The sequence below is a fragment of the Parafrankia elaeagni genome, assembly GCF_000374165.1.
Taxonomy (GTDB): Bacteria; Actinomycetota; Actinomycetes; order Frankiales; family Frankiaceae; genus Parafrankia; species Parafrankia elaeagni.
In genome coordinates this window covers 327,209-344,206 of the sequence record NZ_KB893670.1, presented here as the reverse complement: position 1 = coordinate 344,206, position 16,998 = coordinate 327,209, and the positions used below count along the sequence as shown (strand labels likewise).

Genomic DNA, 16,998 nt, shown 5'->3' with positions numbered 1-16,998 from the left:
GACAGCGGACGCGCGGTTCGCTGCCGGGCCGGGCCGGGCCGGGCCGGGCCGTGGACGGTGTCGGTTGTCAGGCGAAGAGCTTCTCCTGCTCCTCGCGGAGCGTGTCGATCAGCCGTCCGGGCGGAAGCGTCACGTCCGCGTACGTGAGCACGTCGTCCTTGGCGACGTCCCGCGTGAGGACGCAGCCCTCGGCGACACCCATCGGCAGCAGGGCGCCGGCCCGGGTGGCGGCCGATGCCTCGGCCACCCCGTAGGTGTCGTAGCCGCCGAGCCCGTCAAGTGCGTGGCCGGCCTTCAGGTCCTGCTTGGCGGTGGCGACCACGTCCACCCGCGGGCCGGCCGGCGGGGCGAGCGCCGCGTCGGCGAAGTCGACCGCTCGGGCGACCGTGTTCGGCACCTCGAAGTGGCACAGGTGGTAAGGCGTGTAGAAGCTGTACAGCGGGCCCGTGCCCAGCTTGTAGAGCTCCAGGTAGTGACGCTGCTTCGGGTCGTCGTGGGTGCCGAGCACGAACACCCCGGGGCCGGGCTTCGACTTCACCACGTAGTCGACGATGCCGCCGAGCTCGCGCAGCTCGTCGACGTCGTACCGGCTCGTCAGCTCGTCGACGTGGCCCTCGTGGTCCCAGCCGTTCATGCCCCGCTTCGGCACGGTGAGCCCGAACGCGTTGGCCACGATCGCCTGCTCGAACGAGATCTTCGTGCCGTCGGCGAAGCTGGTGACCATGTACGGGTCCTGGCCCCAGCGCTCGGCGAAGGCCTTCTGCGTGGTCGGGGTGCGGTACTCGTCCTGCAGGCCCTTGATGTTGCCGGCGACGAGCGGGGTGACGCCCAGTCCGATGACGAAGCGCATCAGGTTGCCCTGCACGCCGGGCTGGTCACCGTCGGCACCGGTGAGCACGACACCGGCCTCGCGGGCGCGGTGCGCCAGCAGCGGGCCGACCGTGCCGTCGAGCTCGGCGTTCATCGTGACGATCGGCAGGCCGCGCTCGATCGCGGCCACGGTCACCCGGGCGCCGAACTCGACCGCGCCGGTGACGTCCACGATGCAGTCGAGGTTCTCGGCCTTGAGCAGCTCGAAGGCGTCCTCGATCACGGCGGGGGTGCCGGCGGCGATCGCGGCGTCCAGCGCGGCGGCACTCTCGACCCGGACCGGCTCGACGCCGGCCTCGGCGTAGGCGCGCTCGCCGTTCGCGAGGGTGCGGTTGGCGACCGCGACCAGGCGCATCCCGGGTGTGGAGTTGACGATCTGGTTGGCCAGGCCGCGTCCCATGAACCCGGCGCCGATCATTCCGACCCGGATCGGGCGGCCCTGTGCCTCGCGCCTGGCCAGCGCGGTGTCGACGATGATCATCGGGCTTCCACCGAGACCTCGGAGAGCAGCGGCCAGGCAGCGTCCTTCGGTGAGACGACCACCGGCTGGATCGGCCACTCGACGGCGAGCTGCGGGTCGTCCCAGCGCAGGCCGCGCTCGGCGCCCGGGGTGTACGCCGTGCTGACCTGGTACAGCACCTCGGCCTTGTCGGTCAGGGTGAGGTAGGCGTGCGCGAAGTCGCGCGGGACGTACATCGCGGTGCGGTTGTCCTCGTTGAGCTCGGCGCCGAACGACTGGAGGTACGTGGGTGACTCGGGCCGCAGGTCGACGATGACGTCGTAGATCGCGCCGCGGTAGCAGCGGACGAACTTCGTCTCGGCGTTCGGCTCCAGCTGGTAGTGGAACCCGCGCAGGGTCCCGGCCTTGTGGTTGAACGAGATGTTGGCCTGCTCGACCAGCGGTTCGAGCCCGGCGTCGACGAACTCCTGCCGGCAGAAGGCACGGGCGAAGAAGCCGCGATCATCGTCGAGGAGCTTCAGATCGACCAGCGCCGCGCCGGCGAGCGGGGTGGTGTTGATCAGCATGTCGGGAGGCTCGTCCAATCCGCTTAGTTCAACTCAATACTACGAGTGACCTTCGGCATCGTAGTAGAACCTCATGGCGGGCTGTCCGCCTCACTGTCATGGGCTGCGGAGGGTGGTCACCCGGATGGCCCGCCAGCGTGACATCCGCGACGGAGAAGCCTTCTTCCGCACGGTGTGGTCGCACGGAGCCAGTAACGGTGCCCCTGAAGGTGTCGACGTCACCACAGGTAATCGATCTGGCGGTCAGCGAGCAGCGCGGCCTCGGTCTCGGCGTCCCGGGCCAGCACGGCCTTTTCGGGTCGACGGTGCTCGGCGACGAAGTCCCGGTCCTGAACCCGGTCGGCTGCCCGGCAACGTGCCCACGACGGACAGATCGGCTTCCGGTGCGACGAGAACCGCACCTACGTCGGGGCGTCCGGGGTGCGTCCGGGACGGGTGCCCGAAGCGGGCCGGGTGGCCGGGTCGTCCCGTCGGGTGGCCGGCTCGCCGTGTGCCCGCCTGAGACAGGGGTCGCGTTCGGTGGCGGCCGAGAGGGGATTTCCGCCGCAGACGGGTCCCTGATGATGCGCACATCCATACGCATAGGATTTCGGAGACATGTCGGCTTGCCGTCGGGGCGTAACAGGATGCAGACCGACGGTGCCGGTGGCTGGGGGAGCCGTGGATATTAGTCGTATAGATCCGCTTTTGCCGGGCAACGGTGGCGGGCCTGTCGAGACGCCGGCTGTCTCCGTCGTCGTCGTCACCTTCAACAGTGCCGCCGTCCTCGGTGAATGCCTGTCATCCCTGCCCGTGGCGGCCGGCAGCGTGCCCGTCGAGATTCTCGTCGTCGACAACGCCTCCCAGGACGACACCCGGGAGATCGCCGCTGCCGCCGGGGCGGGCGTGCGGGTCCTGCCGCTCGGAGCGAACAGAGGTTACGCCGCGGCCATCAACCACGGGATGCGGGCAGCTTCCCCGACCTCCCGCGCCGTGCTGGTTCTCAACCCGGACATCCGGCTGCGGCCCGGGGCGCTGGCCGCCATGCTCAGGGCACTGGACACCCCCGGAACCGGAATCGTCGTCCCGAAGCTGTTCGGTGAGGACGGCACGCTGGCGCTGTCGCTGCGCCGTGAGCCGTCGGTCACGCGTATCTGGGGCGAGACGCTGCTCGGTGGCGACCTGGCCGGCCGGTGGTCGCCGCTGGGCGAGGTGGTGACCTCCGCCCAGGCCTACGCGGCGTCCACCGTCGCGGACTGGGCCACCGGTGCCGCGCTGCTGATCTCCCGCGACTGTGCGCGGGCGGTGGGCCCCTGGGACGAGTCGTACTTCCTCTACTCCGAGGAGACCGACTTCCTGCTGCGGGCCCGCCAAGCCGGCTTCACACTGCGGCTGGAGCCCACCGCGGTGGGTGTGCACCTCGGTGGCGACTCGAACACCTCACCGCAGCTGTGGACGCTGCTCACCGCGAACCGGCTGCGTCTGTACCGGACCCGTCACGGTGCCGCGGCCAGCACCGTCTTCACCGCCGGTGTGCTGTTCGGTGAGCTCATCCGCGCCGCGGCCGGCCGCGCGACGAGCCGGGCCGCGGTGACCGGGCTGCTCACCAGGAGCCAGCCGGGTCTGGTGAAGCGGGCCGGCGGGCAGCGGCCGGCGTCGGCGGGTTCGGCGGGTCCGGTCTCGGCCGCCGGCGGCTCGGCCCGCCGCGACAGGCTGGGTGATCGGCTCCCTGCGGTGCTCCCGATCCCGCTGCCGCCACCCGGCCCTGCCGCCGGTTCCGGTGCTGGTGCCGGTTCTCGCCTTGGCCGCCGGGCCGGCCGGCCCGGGCGGGCAGCCGGAACCGGGGTGGAGGGCGTCGTCGAGGCGCCGATCGTGTGCTTCTCCGGCCAGGACTGGTGGTACCACAACCGGGCCCATTCCGACTTCCAGCTGATGACCAGGATCGCCGCCCGGCGCCCGGTGCTGTTCGTCAACAGCCTCGCGATGCGCATGCCGCTGCCGGGCCGCAGCACCCAGCCCTTGCGGCGGATCCTCCGCAAGGCGCGGAGCATGTCGCAGGGAATCCGGACCCCGCGGGCGGACCTGCCGGCCTTCCACGTCTACTCGCCCGTGCTGCTGCCGTTCTACGGCAGTCAGGCGGGGCGCGCGCTGAACGCCTGGGTGGTGCGCCGGCAGGTCACGGTGGTCGCCCGTCGTCTCGGCATGGCGGAGCCCGTCTTCTTCGTGACGATGCCGACCGCGTGGGACGTCGTGAAGACGCTGCGCAGTTCCGGCGTCCTCTACAACCGGTCGGACAAGCATTCCGAGTTCACCGAGAGCAACAGCGCCGTCGTCGGTGCGTTGGAAGACGAGCTGTCGCGGCACAGCGATCGCATTCTGTACGTCAGCCACGAGCTCATGGAACGCGACGCCGCCGACGTCGGGGACCGGGCGTACTTTCTCGGCCACGGTGTCGACCTCGACCATTTCCGCGCCGACACCGCCGGTGCCGTGCCGGAGGACATCGCGGGTATCCCGGGGCCGCGGATCGGTTTCTTCGGTGCCCTCGACGACTACACCGTCGACTTCGACCTGCTGGAGCGGGTCGCCGCCGAGATCCCGGCGGCGAACCTGGTCCTCATCGGGGACGCGACCTGCTCGATGCGCCGGTTCGAGGCCTACCCGAACGTGCACTGGCTCGGGTTCCGCCCGTACGAGACGATCCCGTCCTACGGCACGGCCTTCGACGTGGCGATCATGCCGTGGCTGCGGAACGAGTGGATCCGGTTCTGCAACCCCATCAAGCTGAAGGAGTACCTGGCGCTGGGGCTGCCGGTGGTCACCACGGACTATCCGGAGATCGCCGGTGACCGGGACATCGTCCGGGTCGCGGAGAACCCGCAGGACTTCATCCAGCTGATCCGGCAGACGCTCGCCGACGGCGGCCCGGGGGATCCCGCGAGCCGGCGCGCGCACGTCGCGGCGGATTCGTGGGACGCCCGTGCCGCCGAACTGCTCGAACTGGTGGACAAGGTCGCCGCCAAGACGTCCGGCCAGGGGGCGGGAGCGGGCCGCAGGGACCGCGGGAGGGGCAGACGGCATGACTGACGGCATGGCTGACCAGAGTCCGGGGGTGAGTCGCTGATGTGCGGAATTGCAGGCGTCATACGTTTCGACGGGGCGGCCGTGGACGCGGAGCTGCTGTCGACAATGACCGGCATGCTCGTTCACCGGGGCCCCGACGCGGAGGGTTTCTGGGTCGACGGGCCGGTCGGTTTCGGGCACCGCCGCCTTTCCATCATCGACCTTTCGGGCAGCGCCCAGCCGATGGCGGCCGCCGACGGCCGGCACCACATCTGCTTCAACGGTGAGATCTTCAACTACCGGCAGCTGCGGGCGCAGATAACCTATCCGTTCCGTACGGGGGGCGACACCGAGGTCGCGCTGGCCACCTTCGCCACCAAGGGCGCCGCGGGCCTCGACGATCTCATCGGGCAGTTCGCGTTCGCCGTCCACGACACGGAAAGCGGCCAGACCCACCTTGTCCGGGACCGGGTGGGCGTGCTCCCGCTCTACTACTACCTGGACAGCACGCAGCTGGTGTTCGCCTCGGAGATCAAGGCGATCCTGCCGGCGCTGCCGCGGCGGCCGAGCGTCGACCACGTGTCGGTCGCCGACTATCTGGCAGCCCGCTCCGTGCCGGCTCCCCGGACCCTGTTCGACCGCATCCACAAACTGCTGCCGGGGCACCTGCTCACCGTCGCCCGGGACGGAAAGTCGCAGCTGCGCCGGTACTGGAGCCCGCCGTCCGTCGACGAGGTGCGACCGGTGGAGCCGGAGGAGGCGGTCAACCGCCTCGACGAGGCACTCCAGCGGGCGGTGGAACGCGCGACGGTCGCCGACACCCCGGTCGGCTCCTACCTTTCCGGTGGCGTCGACTCGAGCCTGGTCGTCGCCCTGATGACCCGGCAGACCGACGAGCCGGTGCACACCTTTTCCGTCGGTTTCGGTGTGCAGCGCCATGACGAGCTACCCATCGCCCGGTCCGTCAGCAGTTTCCTCGGTACCCGTCACCACGAGCTCGTCGTCGGACCGGACGACTTCTCCGACCTGTGGTCCACGCTCACCTGGCACCGGGACGCGCCGGTGTCCGAGCCCGCCGACATCGCCGTCCACCGGCTGGCCCGCCTCGCCCGCGAACACGTGCGGGTCGTGCTGTCCGGCGAAGGTGCCGACGAGCTGTTCGGGGGCTATCCCAAATACCGGATGGCCGGCCTCACCTCGCGCGTCGGGCTCATCCCGGCCTGGCTGCGCGGGCCGGTGTTCCACGAGGTCCAGCGGGTGCTGCCGGCGAACGCGAACCGGCTGCGGATCGCGCTGCGCGCCCTGGGCGAGATGGACGAGCAGGGGCGCCGTGAGGGCTGGTTCGCGCCGTTCACCGGACGAGAACGTCAGGAACTGCTCGGCTTCGCCCGCCGGGAGCGGGGCCGCCTGCTGCCCGCCGAGACCGGCGACGCGCTGCGCGGCATGCTCGAGGCCGACGTCCTGGGATGGCTGCCGGACAACCTGCTCGAACGAGGGGACCGGATGACCATGGCGGCGTCGGTGGAGATGCGCCCGCCGCTGCTCGACCACGAGCTCGTCGAGTTGGCGTTCCGGATGCCGTCGGAGGTGAAGGTGCGCGACGGCCAGGGCAAGTGGGTCCTCAAGCAGGTGGCGCGCAGGTACCTTCCCCCCGAGATCGTGGACCGCCGGAAGATCGGTTTCCGGGTTCCGCTGGACGAATGGTTCCGTCGCGGCCTTTCCGATTTCTCCCGGGACATGCTGACCGGGCAGAGTTCGTTCGTCGGTCATCTGTTGGGTACGGCGGCGGTGAAGCAGCTACTCGAGGCTCACGAGCAGGGCCGGCGTAACGAGGAGATCAGGATCTGGACCCTGCTCTGCCTCGAGGTCTGGCACAACGTGTTCTTCCGTGATGACGCCCCGGTGCGGACGGTGCGGCCGGTGCCGACGGTATAAGCGTGCGGGCTGTGGCCGGGCGGGGATGATCCACGCTCGGCACGGTTCCTGCGCGGAGAGTGTCGCCGGCGATTTCGGCTGCCCGGGCCGGCCCATTCGGTTTTCGGGCGGCAAGTGCAGCGAAATGTCCGGAAACCGACGGGTAGGCGACGCCTGTCGAGGACCTTTCGGTCATCCGTAGCCAGACGTCTGACCACGGTCTATATTGGGCGCTCCGACAGTATGGGCGGCGCCCGTCGGCGGTTACCGGCGGGCTTGCCGCGATCCGGGAGCATTGCTTTCGCCGATCATGGTGCCCGTTCACAGGATCCTGTCCCTGATCCCCCGGGCCGAGAGCGGTATGCCATCTCCTCGTTACGCGGGGCACCCGGCCGGCCGCCTGTTTGTTCCACCGGGCGTCCGTCAGATCTGTGGAACAGCTGTACGTATATGTCATGAGTTAAGTAGCCGGAGGGCGCAGTGCAACCAGTTCGACATGCGGTCCGGGGGACGGCCCGCGCGCCCGGCCGGAGGCTTCGCCACCTGCTGGTGGCGGGCCTCCTGGCCGTCATGCAGGTGGTCGTGATCGTAACACTGTCGGTGACCCCGGCCCGCGCCGACAGCGGGCCGCCGGTCGGGGACGAGTTCTCCGGCAATGCGCTCAACTCCGGGCTGTGGTCCGTGGTCGACCCGCTCGGCGACGCCGCTGTCAGCGTCACAGGCGGCCAGCTTTCGATTGCGATTCCGGGCGGTACCCCGCACGATTTCTGGAGCCCGGAGCTGAATTCTCCCCGGATCCTGCAGCCGGTGGCGGACCAGGATATCGATGTGCAGGCCCGGTTCACCTCCCCGGTAACCCAGGCGAGCCAGTCGCAGGGGCTGCTCGCTGTCGGCGGAGATCGGGTCGTCCGTTTCGATCAGTATTCCGACGGTAACAGCTACCATATCTTCGCGGCGACGTTCGAGAACCCCAGTTCTCCGACCATCCGCAATGTCGCCCAGGTCTCCGTGCTCACTCCGGTGAACCTGCGGCTCACCCGGACCGGGGATGACTGGACGCTGCGTTGGTCGCCGGACGGTGTCTCCTGGAACACTGCCGCGACCTTCTCGTTCGCGGTGGACCTCGAGCATGTCGGTGTTTTCGCCGGCACCGCCCGGACGCCCTCGCCGGCCTTCACCGCCCGGGTGGACTATTTCCGCACGGTGACCGCGGACTCGACGCAGCCGACAGTCAGTCAGGTCGCTGCCGCCCCGTCGGTCGACGGCGCCACCGTGACCTGGACTACCGACGAACCGGCGTCCTCGACTGTGGAGTTCGGCCCCACCGCTGGCTACGGCGACTCGGCCGGTACCTCCGCCCTCACGACCAACCACCAGGTGGAACTGGTCGGGCTGTCCTGTGCCACGAGCTACCATTTCCGGGTCCTGTCCACGGACGGCGGTGGCAACACCGCCATCGGTTCCGACGGGACCTTCACCACCGGCACCTGCCCACCGCCGGACACCACGCCACCGCAGATCAGCAACATCGACGCCCAGCCGACGGCGACCGGCGCCGTGATCACCTGGTCGACGGACAAGCCGGCCAGCTCGAGGGTGGACTACGGAGGCTCGGCCTCGTACGGGCACACCGCCCAGGGGCCGAACAACACGACCACGCACACGGTGACGCTGGGTGGACTGAGCTGCGGCACCGCCTACTTCTACCGGGTGTCCTCGACCGACGCCGCGGGCAACCAGGCCCTCGGCCCGGCCGGTACGTTCACGACCACTGCCTGCCAGGAGGAATCGGTCAGCACCGACGAGTTCTCCGGAACGGCGCTGAACACCTCACTGTGGTCACTCATCGACCCGGTCGGTGACGCGACCGTCGCCGTCGAGCAGGACCGGTTGCGGTTCTCGGTCCCGCCCGGGCTCTCACACGACTTCTGGATGCCGAACCAGGCCCCGCGGCTGATGCAGGGTGCCGCGGACGCCGATATCGCCGTCGAGGCCAAGTTCGATTCCGCGGTGACCGGACGCTTCCAGTCGCAGGGCCTGGTGGCGCAGGACGCCGCGGGCAGGCTTCTCCGCTACGACACCTATTCCGACGGCAGCAGACAGCTGCTGTTCGGCGCCACCTTCGCCAACGGCACGCCGAACACCGAGCTCGTCGCCGAGCTTCCCTCGACCACGCCGATCCATCTCGGGCTGCGGCGGGTCGGTGACGTCTGGACGCTGCGCTGGTCGGCCGACAACGCGACCTGGAACACCGCGGCGACCTTCACCTTCGCCATCGATCTCGCCGCGGTCGGGGTGTTCGTCGGGAACGCCGGCGACAACCCGGCGACGACGGCTCAGGTCGACTACTTCCGGGTGACCGGCTCCGGGGGGTCGACGCCGCCGCCCACGCCGCCGCTGACGATCAGCGGCGTCAGCGCCGCGCCGGACGGCACGTCGGCCGACCTGAGCTGGACGACCAACCGTGCGGCGAACAGCAGTCTCGACTACGGCACCACGACTGCCTACGGGCAGACCCTGCAGGACTCGGCGCAGGTCACCGCACATCTGATCACGGTCACCGGCCTGCAGTGCGCGACCACCTACCACTACCGGGTCACCTCGACGGACTCCGCGGCGGCGGTGGCGACCAGCCCCGACGGGACCTTCACCACCGCTGCCTGCGGGCCCCCGGACGGCGAGGACCCGCCGGGCGGCGGGTCGGATGCCTTCACCTCGGACGACTTCTCCGGACCGCTCGACACCGCCCGCTGGACGGTGCTGGACCCGGCCGGGGACGGGCAGGTGGGCACGACGGGCACCAACGTGGCGCTGTACGTCCCCACCAACACCACCCATGACATGTGGACAGGGCAGAAGACCGGGTTGCAGCTGCTGCAGGCGGCTCAGAACACGGACTTCGAGGTGGAGACCAAGTTCGAGACCAGGCTGGAGCTGACCAGGCAGACGATCGGCATGCTGGTCAAGCAGGACGCCGCCACGTTCCTGCGTTTCGACCTGACCACCGAGGGCTCCCAGGCGCGGATCTTCGCCGCCACCATCGCGGGCGGCTCGGTCGAGGTGCGGCTGAACCAGGTCGTGCCTGCCACCGATGCCGTCTACCTGCGTATCCGCCGCGAAGGCACCAACTGGACGCTGCGGCACTCGGGCGACGGTTCCAGCTGGACCACCGACGCCACGTTCGCCTACGCCACGACGGTGCACCAGGTCGGGCCCTATGTGGCGAACAGCCTCGGCCCGGCCGCGGTGGCGTCGGTCGACTATGTCAGCAACCTGGCGGCACCGGTCGACGACGACGGGGGTGCACCGCCCGCGCAGACCCAGCCCGGGCAGATCCAGCCGTTCTACGGCGACACCCTGGACGTCGGTGTCCGCGGCTTCCCGCAGCAGTGGGTCGGCGTGCTGGGGCGGGCAAGCGATCCTGACGGCGTCGCGCAGCTGTGGTACTCGCTCAACAACTCGGCTCCGCGGCCGCTCAACATCGGCCCGGATCAGGCACGACTCCGGGCGGCGGGCGACTTCGTCGCCGAGCCGGACCGGGCGGAGCTGCTGCCCGGGACGAACACGGTCGCGCTGACCCTGCTCGACCGCCTGGGCCGGCGGACGACCCGCACCGTGACACTGAACAACGTCAACGGTGCCGCGCCAACGCTTCCCCACACGGTCGACTGGGGGGATGCCGACAGCATCAGTGACTGGGGCCAGGCAATCGACGGCCCCTGGCAGATCATCGGGGACACGGTCCGCATCCTCGAACCCGGCTACGACCGGCTGATCGGGATCGGCAGCACCGAATGGCCGGCCGGCTACGAGGTCACCGTGCCGGTGACGGTGCACTCGCCCCACTCGGAGGGTGCCGGCATTCTGGTCGGCTGGTCGGGCCACACCGGAAACCAGCAGCCCCGAATCGGCCATCCCTACGGTGCGCTGGCGTGGTTCCGGGACAACCGGCTGGAGCTGGTGGACACCAATGCGGTGTCCGTGACCACGAAGGTCGCGGTCCTGCCGCTGGATGTTCCGTACAATTACAAACTGCGCGCCGAGCCGCAGGGCAATGGCAACAGCCTGTACAGTTTCAAGGTCTGGCCGGTGGGTTCTCCGGAACCCGCGGCCTGGGATCTGAGCACGACGCTACCGAGCCGCGCGGGGTCGACACTCCTGCTGGCCAACAGCGTCGACGCTTCGTTCGGCACGGTGGTGGTGAACCCGCTGTAACACGGTTCGGAAGCGACACAGTCGGGACCGCGATGTCCTGACAGCCGGTGGTGGGTCCCGTTCGTCGGACGGGATCCACCACCCATGCCTTTTCCAGATCTGCCCGACTGGGGCCGGACCGGCAAGGGGTGCTGTGGAGCGTCTGGAGCGGTGCGGAGCGCCGTGCCGCCGTCGGGGTACCGGGTGTTCCCGCCACGCGGCCCCCGCCCACGGATGATCATGTTCGCGTTATGATCAAAAAGGTGGGAAGATGGTCCCCTGTATGCCCTGGGATGACGTATGGCACTATGTCTCTGCAGTGCAGGTTCAGGGCGATGCCGGTGGGCGTGGTTGCGGTGGAAGCGCCTGGAGTGCCCATGAACATTGTCAGTGAATTGGGCTAGGCCTTCCGGGGGGTTTCAGGTGGATTTGGTCTATATCGTCGGTGCCACTCTTCGGCGCTGGTACGTGGCATTGCCCGTGGTGATTGTCGCCGGGATCTCGCTGCTCTTTGTGCGGTCATCTCTGCCGACCGTGTACCAGACCGCGACGACCGGTCTCGTCATCGGGCCGCAGGAGAGCATTATCGGCAATGCGACGGTGGAGGTTAACCCGTTCGTCTACCTGGCCGACTCGGTCAAGGTGATGGCGATCGCCGGTGCCTCCGTGGCCAACAGCCAGCAGGTGCGGGACAAACTCGCAGCCGAGGGACTCGACGCCGACTACTCGGTCGCCGTGCAGCCGGGCACCTCGTTCATCGACATCATGGTGAGCGGCACGGACAAGGAGGTGACCGAGCGGACCACGGAGCGAGTGCTTCGGGAGGTGACGGACATCGTCCGGGGCTTCCAGGAGAAGAGTCCGGAGGGCCAGCGGATGTCGGTGCAGGTCCTGCAGGAGCCGAACGTGTTCGAGACTTCGCCGGACAGCAGCCAGCGACTGATGCTGGTCATCGCAGCCCTGGGGCTGGCGGCCGCGATCGGTGGCGCGGTGACCACCGACCTCGTTCTCGGCCGTCGGGCGGCCCGGGCCGGCGGCGCTGCCCCCGGCCCGATCCCCGGTGGCCCACTCCCGGGACCGGGGCCGGCGGCCGCTCCTTCGGCGGAGCGGTCCGGTCGCCGGGAACCAGGTGAGACCGAGGCCGGCAAGGCCGGCGAGGCCGGCGAGGTCTCACCCGACACCATGCGGCTCAATGCCTTCCGCGAGGGCTCACCGCGTCCTTCGGAGCCGGGGAGGAGCTGGTACGAGGATGATGCGCTGGCCAAGTCCTCGGCGCCGAGGCGGCCTTGATGCCGGTGCGGCAGCACGCTCCCGCCGGCCCTGCTGACAGCCCTCCGTCAGATCCCTCCGGGCCGGGCTGGGGTGCTACCGCCGCCCGCCGTCCGCTGTCCGCCAGCAAACCGGTGGCGGCCCTCGCCGGGGGGATCTACCTGGCGGCCACCCTTCTCGCCGCGATAGTGGCCCCGCCCGGGGCCGCCCTGCTGTTTTTCGTGGTGGCCATCGCGCCTATCGTCATTCTCTGCCAGTGGGACGCGGTCTCCGTGTTGACGCTGGCGATCGTCTCGTTGTTCGGGCTGTCCGCCCGGTACTCCCTTGGGGCGGGCTCGCCGGTCGCGCTGATCGGCCTGCTCTGTTTCGTCCTGTGGGCGCTGGCGATGCTGCTGGGCCGAGGACGGGTGCGTGAGCGCAGTCCGGTGCGTGTCGCGACCCTGGTGCTGATCTGGTTTCTGCTGATCGGTTACGGCATCGCCTTCACCCGGGTGCTCAGCGTCGCCGAGACGAGTAACGGGCAACGGCAGTTCCTGACCCTGGTCGGGGCTGCCGGGCTGACACTGCTGGCCGCCGACCAGATCGGTGATCGCCAACGGCTGGACGTCCTGCTGCGCCGGGTGGTGGCGATGGTGTCCTTCATGTCGGTGATCGCGATCGTGCAGTACGTGTCCGGGCAGGATCTCAGCGAGTACCTCGTTCCCCCTGGTTTCTCCCAGTTGAGTGTGACCGACGCGGCGATCGCGGAACGGTCGGACCTGCGGCGGGTCGCGGGCACCGCCGGCCATCCGATCGAGTTCGGTGTGGTGCTCGCCATGGTGCTGCCGCTCGCGCTGCACTATGCGCTGACCGCCGCCCCCGGCCGCCCCCGGCAGTGGGCCTGGGTGCAGGTGATGATCATCGGAATGGGTCTGCCGCTGAGCATCTCCCGTTCGGCGGTGCTCAGCCTCATCGTCGCGCTGATCACGCTGGCGGTGGTCTGGGACGGCCGGCGGCAGCTGAACTTCCTCGGCGCCGTGCTGGTGTTCGGGGCGTTCTTCAACGTCGCGGTCCCCGGTGTTCTCGGGACCCTGCGGGCGCTTTTCCTGTGGGCGGGTGAGGACCCGAGTGTCAGCGGCCGTACCGACGACTATGCCCAGGTGTGGGCGATGGTCGCGGAGCGCCCCTTCTTCGGCCGCGGCCTGGGCACGTTCATTCCCTCCGAGTACTTCTTCCTCGACAACCAGTTGTTGGGTTCCCTGCTCGAGGTGGGCTATGTCGGCCTCGGGGCCCTGCTGGTGTGGATCGTCGTCGGGCTGTCCTGTGCCCGCGGGGTCCGGCGCCGGGCCTCGGCACCGGCTGACCGCCAGCTCGGGCAGGCGCTGGTCGCCGGGATTCTGGCGGTCCTCACGAGTTTCGCGACCTTCGACACGCTCAGCTTCAAGCAGGCCACCTTCACGCTGTTCCTTCTGGTCGGTTGCGCGGGAGCCCTGTGGCGGCTGACCGCGGCCGACCGCGGTGCCCACCGCTCTGACCACGCCGACGAGACCGGGGTGACGGGAGCCACCATGGCAGCAGGAGCCGTACGGCCCACGCCCGAGCCGGGTGTACGCGCATGACGGCCGCCCCGCCCCGATCCGCCCCGCCCGGCCTCCGCGGGCGACGGACGCCCGAGAACGGTGCCGCCGACATCGTGCTGGGGCTGGCCTGGGAGACCTGGGCCGACATCAACCGCCGTGAGTTCGCCTTCTCCGGCGACCGCCTGTTCGCTCACCTGTACTCGTCGGAGCGGGTGGACCGCCTGATGCTGGTGGACGCCTGGCGCAGCATGGTGATCCGCCTGGCGCGGCGGATGCTCGGCGGGGGAGGGAGTCTCCCGTTTCCCACCGACGGCGAGACCAGTCATCTGACGCCGATGCGGCTGCGCCGGGACGATTCGACCGACCCTGAGCGGATCATCGCCGACTACCGCCGTTACGACGAGGAGGTCGCCCGGACAGCGCGTGACCGCGGGCTGCGCGAGCCGGTACTGATCGCCACGAATCCGTTCCACGCGGCGGCCGCGGCCGAGACGGGCCGCTGGCGCACCGGAGTGTTCTACTGCTGGGACGACTTCGCCGCCCACCCGGCCTTCTCCAGGTGGCAGCCGGCGCTGCTCGACTGCTACCAGCGGATCTCGCGTGGCGGCATGCCGGTCGTGGCCGTCACCGAGGCGATCATCCGGCGGATCGACCCGCGGGGCCCGGCGCTGGTGCTGCCGAACGGGGTGGAGCCGGCCGAATGGACCAGCCCGGGCCCGGTGCCGCCGTGGTACGCCGCGCTGCCCCGGCCACTGCTGCTCTACATCGGCGCGCTCGGCCCGCGCCTCGACCTCCCCGCCCTGGAAGCGATGGCCGAGGCCAATCCCTCGGGCAGCGTGGTGCTGATCGGCCCCTGTTCCGATCCCGAGTACCTGGCCCCCCTGGTGCAGCATCGCAACATTCACGTCCGGGGTCAGCATCCGCGGGCGGCGGTGGTCGCCATGACCGCGGCCGCCGACGTGTGCCTGATGCCGCACGTGAGCTCCGCGCTGACCGAGGCGATGAGTCCGCTGAAGCTCTTCGAGTACCTGGCCGCGGGGCGACCGGTGGTCGCGACCGACCTGGGTCCGGTACGTGCGCTCCGGGACGCCGGCTACTTCGGGGACGCGGTGCACCTCGCCCGGGATCCGGCGCAGTTCGTCGACCAGGTCGCCCGCCTGCTCGACGAGCCAGCCGGGCCGGAGGCCGCCGACTTCGTCGCCCGCAACTCCTGGGCGCGGCGGTTCGACGAACTGTTCTCCTTCGTCCTGGACGGCCCGGCATGAGAGCACAGGTGGGTCTGCCCCCGCGGGTGCTCTACAGCTTCCCGCACCCGATGGGCGGGCCCGGAATCGGGAACCTGGCCTATCATCAGGTGCTCGCGCTGTGGCGGCAGGGCATCAGTGTGGACGTCATGTGCCTGAGCCTCGCCCGCCCGCTGCCCCCGGGGGTGCGTGTCATCCCGACTCTGGCCGCCGCCGGGTATCGGCTGCCGCCCCGGGCCATCGGGGTGAGGCGGGCCCGCGACTACCACGACCGGCTCGTCGCCGCCGTCGTCCGCCGGGGGCGCCACAACGTCGTGCATGCCTGGCCGCGGGCCTCCCGGCGCACGCTGACGGCGGCCCGTGCGGTCGGTGCCGCCGGCCTGCGCGAGGTGCCCAACACGCACACCGGGCAGGCGTTCGAGGTCGTCGCCCGCGAGGCCGAACGCATCGGGTGCCCGCTGCCCGAGGATGCTCCGCACGCGTTCAACCCGGACGTGCTGCATACGGAGATGGCCGAATGGGCGGCCGCGACCCGGCTGCTCGTGCCCTCGGAGGTGGTCGCCGAGACGTTCCTGGCCCGTGGCTTCACCGAGGACCGGATGGTCCGGTACCGGTACGGGTACGACCCGCAGGCGTTCCCGGTGCCGACGGAGCAGGAGTTCCACCGGCCGGCCGGCGCGCCGCTGCGGGTGGTCTTCGCCGGGTACTGCGATGCGCGCAAGGGCCTGCACCTGTTGTTGGAGGCCTGGGAACGGGCCGACCTGCGCGGCCGGGCCGAACTGACCGTCTGCGGGGCGTTCGAACCCGGGTACCGGACCCGCGTCGCGTCGGACCTGTGCCGGCAGGAGGTGCGCACGCGGGGCTTCGTCGAGGATGTCTCCTCCTTCCTGCGCGGTGCGGACATCCTGGTTCTGCCGTCCGTCGAGGAGGGCAGCGCTCTGGTGACCTACGAGGCGCAGGCGAGTGGCTGCGCGCTGGTCGTCTCCCGCCAGGCCGGCGCCGTGGTGACGCACGGCGAACAGGGGCTCGTCCACGAGGCGGGGGACGTGACGGCGCTGGCCGGGGATCTGGCCAGGCTCGCCGATGACCGGCAGTTGCTGACACGGCTACGCCGAGGGGCTCTGCGCGCGCGGGATCACCTCACCTGGGACCGGGCGGGGGTGGCGCTGATGGATGCCTACTGCGAGGCGTTGCGGGACGTGTCCGGGCCACAACGTGGCGGCAGGCCGTGCCTGACGCGGACGCCCGCGAGCGGCAGTGAGCCGTCGCTCGTGAGCCGTGGCCCATGAGCCGTCGGCGGGCATCCGCACGCGGACTGGTCGGGTGACGCCCGGGTACACCGGTGGGCCCGCGTGGACGGGGGCAGAGCAAGGATCACAACCCGTCGAAAACGGAATATCAACCATCCCACAATGTCTCGCGGCAGGTCTGCCCAGATGTGACGCCGCAGGACATTGCGAATACACTTGAACGCGGGTGGGGAAGACTAGAGGTTGTGAAGGATAGGTGAGAAAAGAGCAACAATTCACACCTAACTGCTTTCCGGAGTCTTTCGGTGTGTTCGGTGAATGATGATGAATTTGTGAACAGATTCGCTGAACGCAACACCCGTCACGGCCCCTGGGAGCAGCTTGCTGTCCGTAGCCCGACTGTCCGGGCTGCCGCAGTGGCTCTGGCTGGAGGCGGCGCGGGCCTGTCCGCTCGCTCGCCGGGCGGCGTTCCCGCCTGGGTGGGAACGCCCTGCCAGGAGCGACACGGCCGACGAGCCGGTCCCGAAAGGGGCTCGCGGTCAGGTCACGGACAGTGATCCTGAACAACACGTCGTTCGGCCCGCCCAACATTCCGGGGGGCGGTCGGTCTGACTGCCAGAGGATCTACTA

At 69.9% G+C, this 16,998-nt stretch carries 9 protein-coding genes; 7 read left to right on the top strand and 2 right to left on the bottom strand.

Annotation, left to right across the window (positions count from 1 at the left end; translation table 11 throughout):
* Nucleotides 1-67 precede the first annotated feature (67 nt).
* Nucleotides 68-1,351 (bottom strand): NAD(P)H-dependent oxidoreductase, encoded by a 1,284-nt coding sequence (locus tag B207_RS0101450; protein ID WP_018634728.1) that lies wholly within the window; start codon nucleotides 1,349-1,351, stop codon nucleotides 68-70.
* A complete protein-coding gene (rfbC, locus tag B207_RS0101445; protein ID WP_018634727.1) occupies nucleotides 1,348-1,896 on the bottom strand; it encodes a dTDP-4-dehydrorhamnose 3,5-epimerase in 549 nt (182 codons plus the stop codon). Before rfbC ends, B207_RS0101450 begins: the two co-directional genes overlap by 4 nt.
* Nucleotides 1,897-2,583: 687 nt before the next feature.
* Here rfbC and B207_RS0101435 point away from each other — a divergent pair.
* The 7 genes from B207_RS0101435 to B207_RS0101405 all read left to right on the top strand — a co-directional run bounded on the left by B207_RS0101435 (nucleotide 2,584) and on the right by B207_RS0101405 (nucleotide 16,407).
* On the top strand, nucleotides 2,584-4,962 hold the full coding sequence (locus B207_RS0101435) for a glycosyltransferase family 2 protein (protein WP_018634725.1): 2,379 nt from the start codon (nucleotides 2,584-2,586) through the stop codon (nucleotides 4,960-4,962).
* A 36-nt stretch (nucleotides 4,963-4,998) separates the two neighbouring features.
* Nucleotides 4,999-6,873: an asparagine synthase (glutamine-hydrolyzing) gene (gene asnB, locus B207_RS0101430; protein ID WP_051102303.1), complete on the top strand. Its 1,875-nt coding sequence runs from the start codon at nucleotides 4,999-5,001 to the stop codon at nucleotides 6,871-6,873.
* A 561-nt stretch (nucleotides 6,874-7,434) separates the two neighbouring features.
* Nucleotides 7,435-11,067: a fibronectin type III domain-containing protein gene (locus tag B207_RS0101425; protein ID WP_154675068.1), complete on the top strand. Its 3,633-nt coding sequence runs from the start codon at nucleotides 7,435-7,437 to the stop codon at nucleotides 11,065-11,067.
* A gap of 402 nt (nucleotides 11,068-11,469) precedes the next feature.
* The gene (locus B207_RS0101420; protein ID WP_154675067.1) at nucleotides 11,470-12,336 is read left to right on the top strand and encodes a YveK family protein; all 867 of its coding nucleotides are present in this window, start codon (nucleotides 11,470-11,472) and stop codon (nucleotides 12,334-12,336) included.
* 113 nt (nucleotides 12,337-12,449) lie between these two features.
* Nucleotides 12,450-13,913, top strand: a complete 1,464-nt coding sequence (locus tag B207_RS32055) for an O-antigen ligase family protein (RefSeq protein WP_018634721.1) — start codon at nucleotides 12,450-12,452, stop codon at nucleotides 13,911-13,913.
* The gene (locus tag B207_RS32050; protein WP_018634720.1) at nucleotides 13,910-15,139 is read left to right on the top strand and encodes a glycosyltransferase; all 1,230 of its coding nucleotides are present in this window, start codon (nucleotides 13,910-13,912) and stop codon (nucleotides 15,137-15,139) included. The genes B207_RS32055 and B207_RS32050 overlap by 4 nt, the downstream gene beginning before the upstream one ends.
* Nucleotides 15,136-16,407, top strand: a complete 1,272-nt coding sequence (locus B207_RS0101405; protein ID WP_154675066.1) for a glycosyltransferase family 4 protein — start codon at nucleotides 15,136-15,138, stop codon at nucleotides 16,405-16,407. Before B207_RS32050 ends, B207_RS0101405 begins: the two co-directional genes overlap by 4 nt.
* The last annotated feature ends 591 nt before the right edge of the window (nucleotides 16,408-16,998 follow it).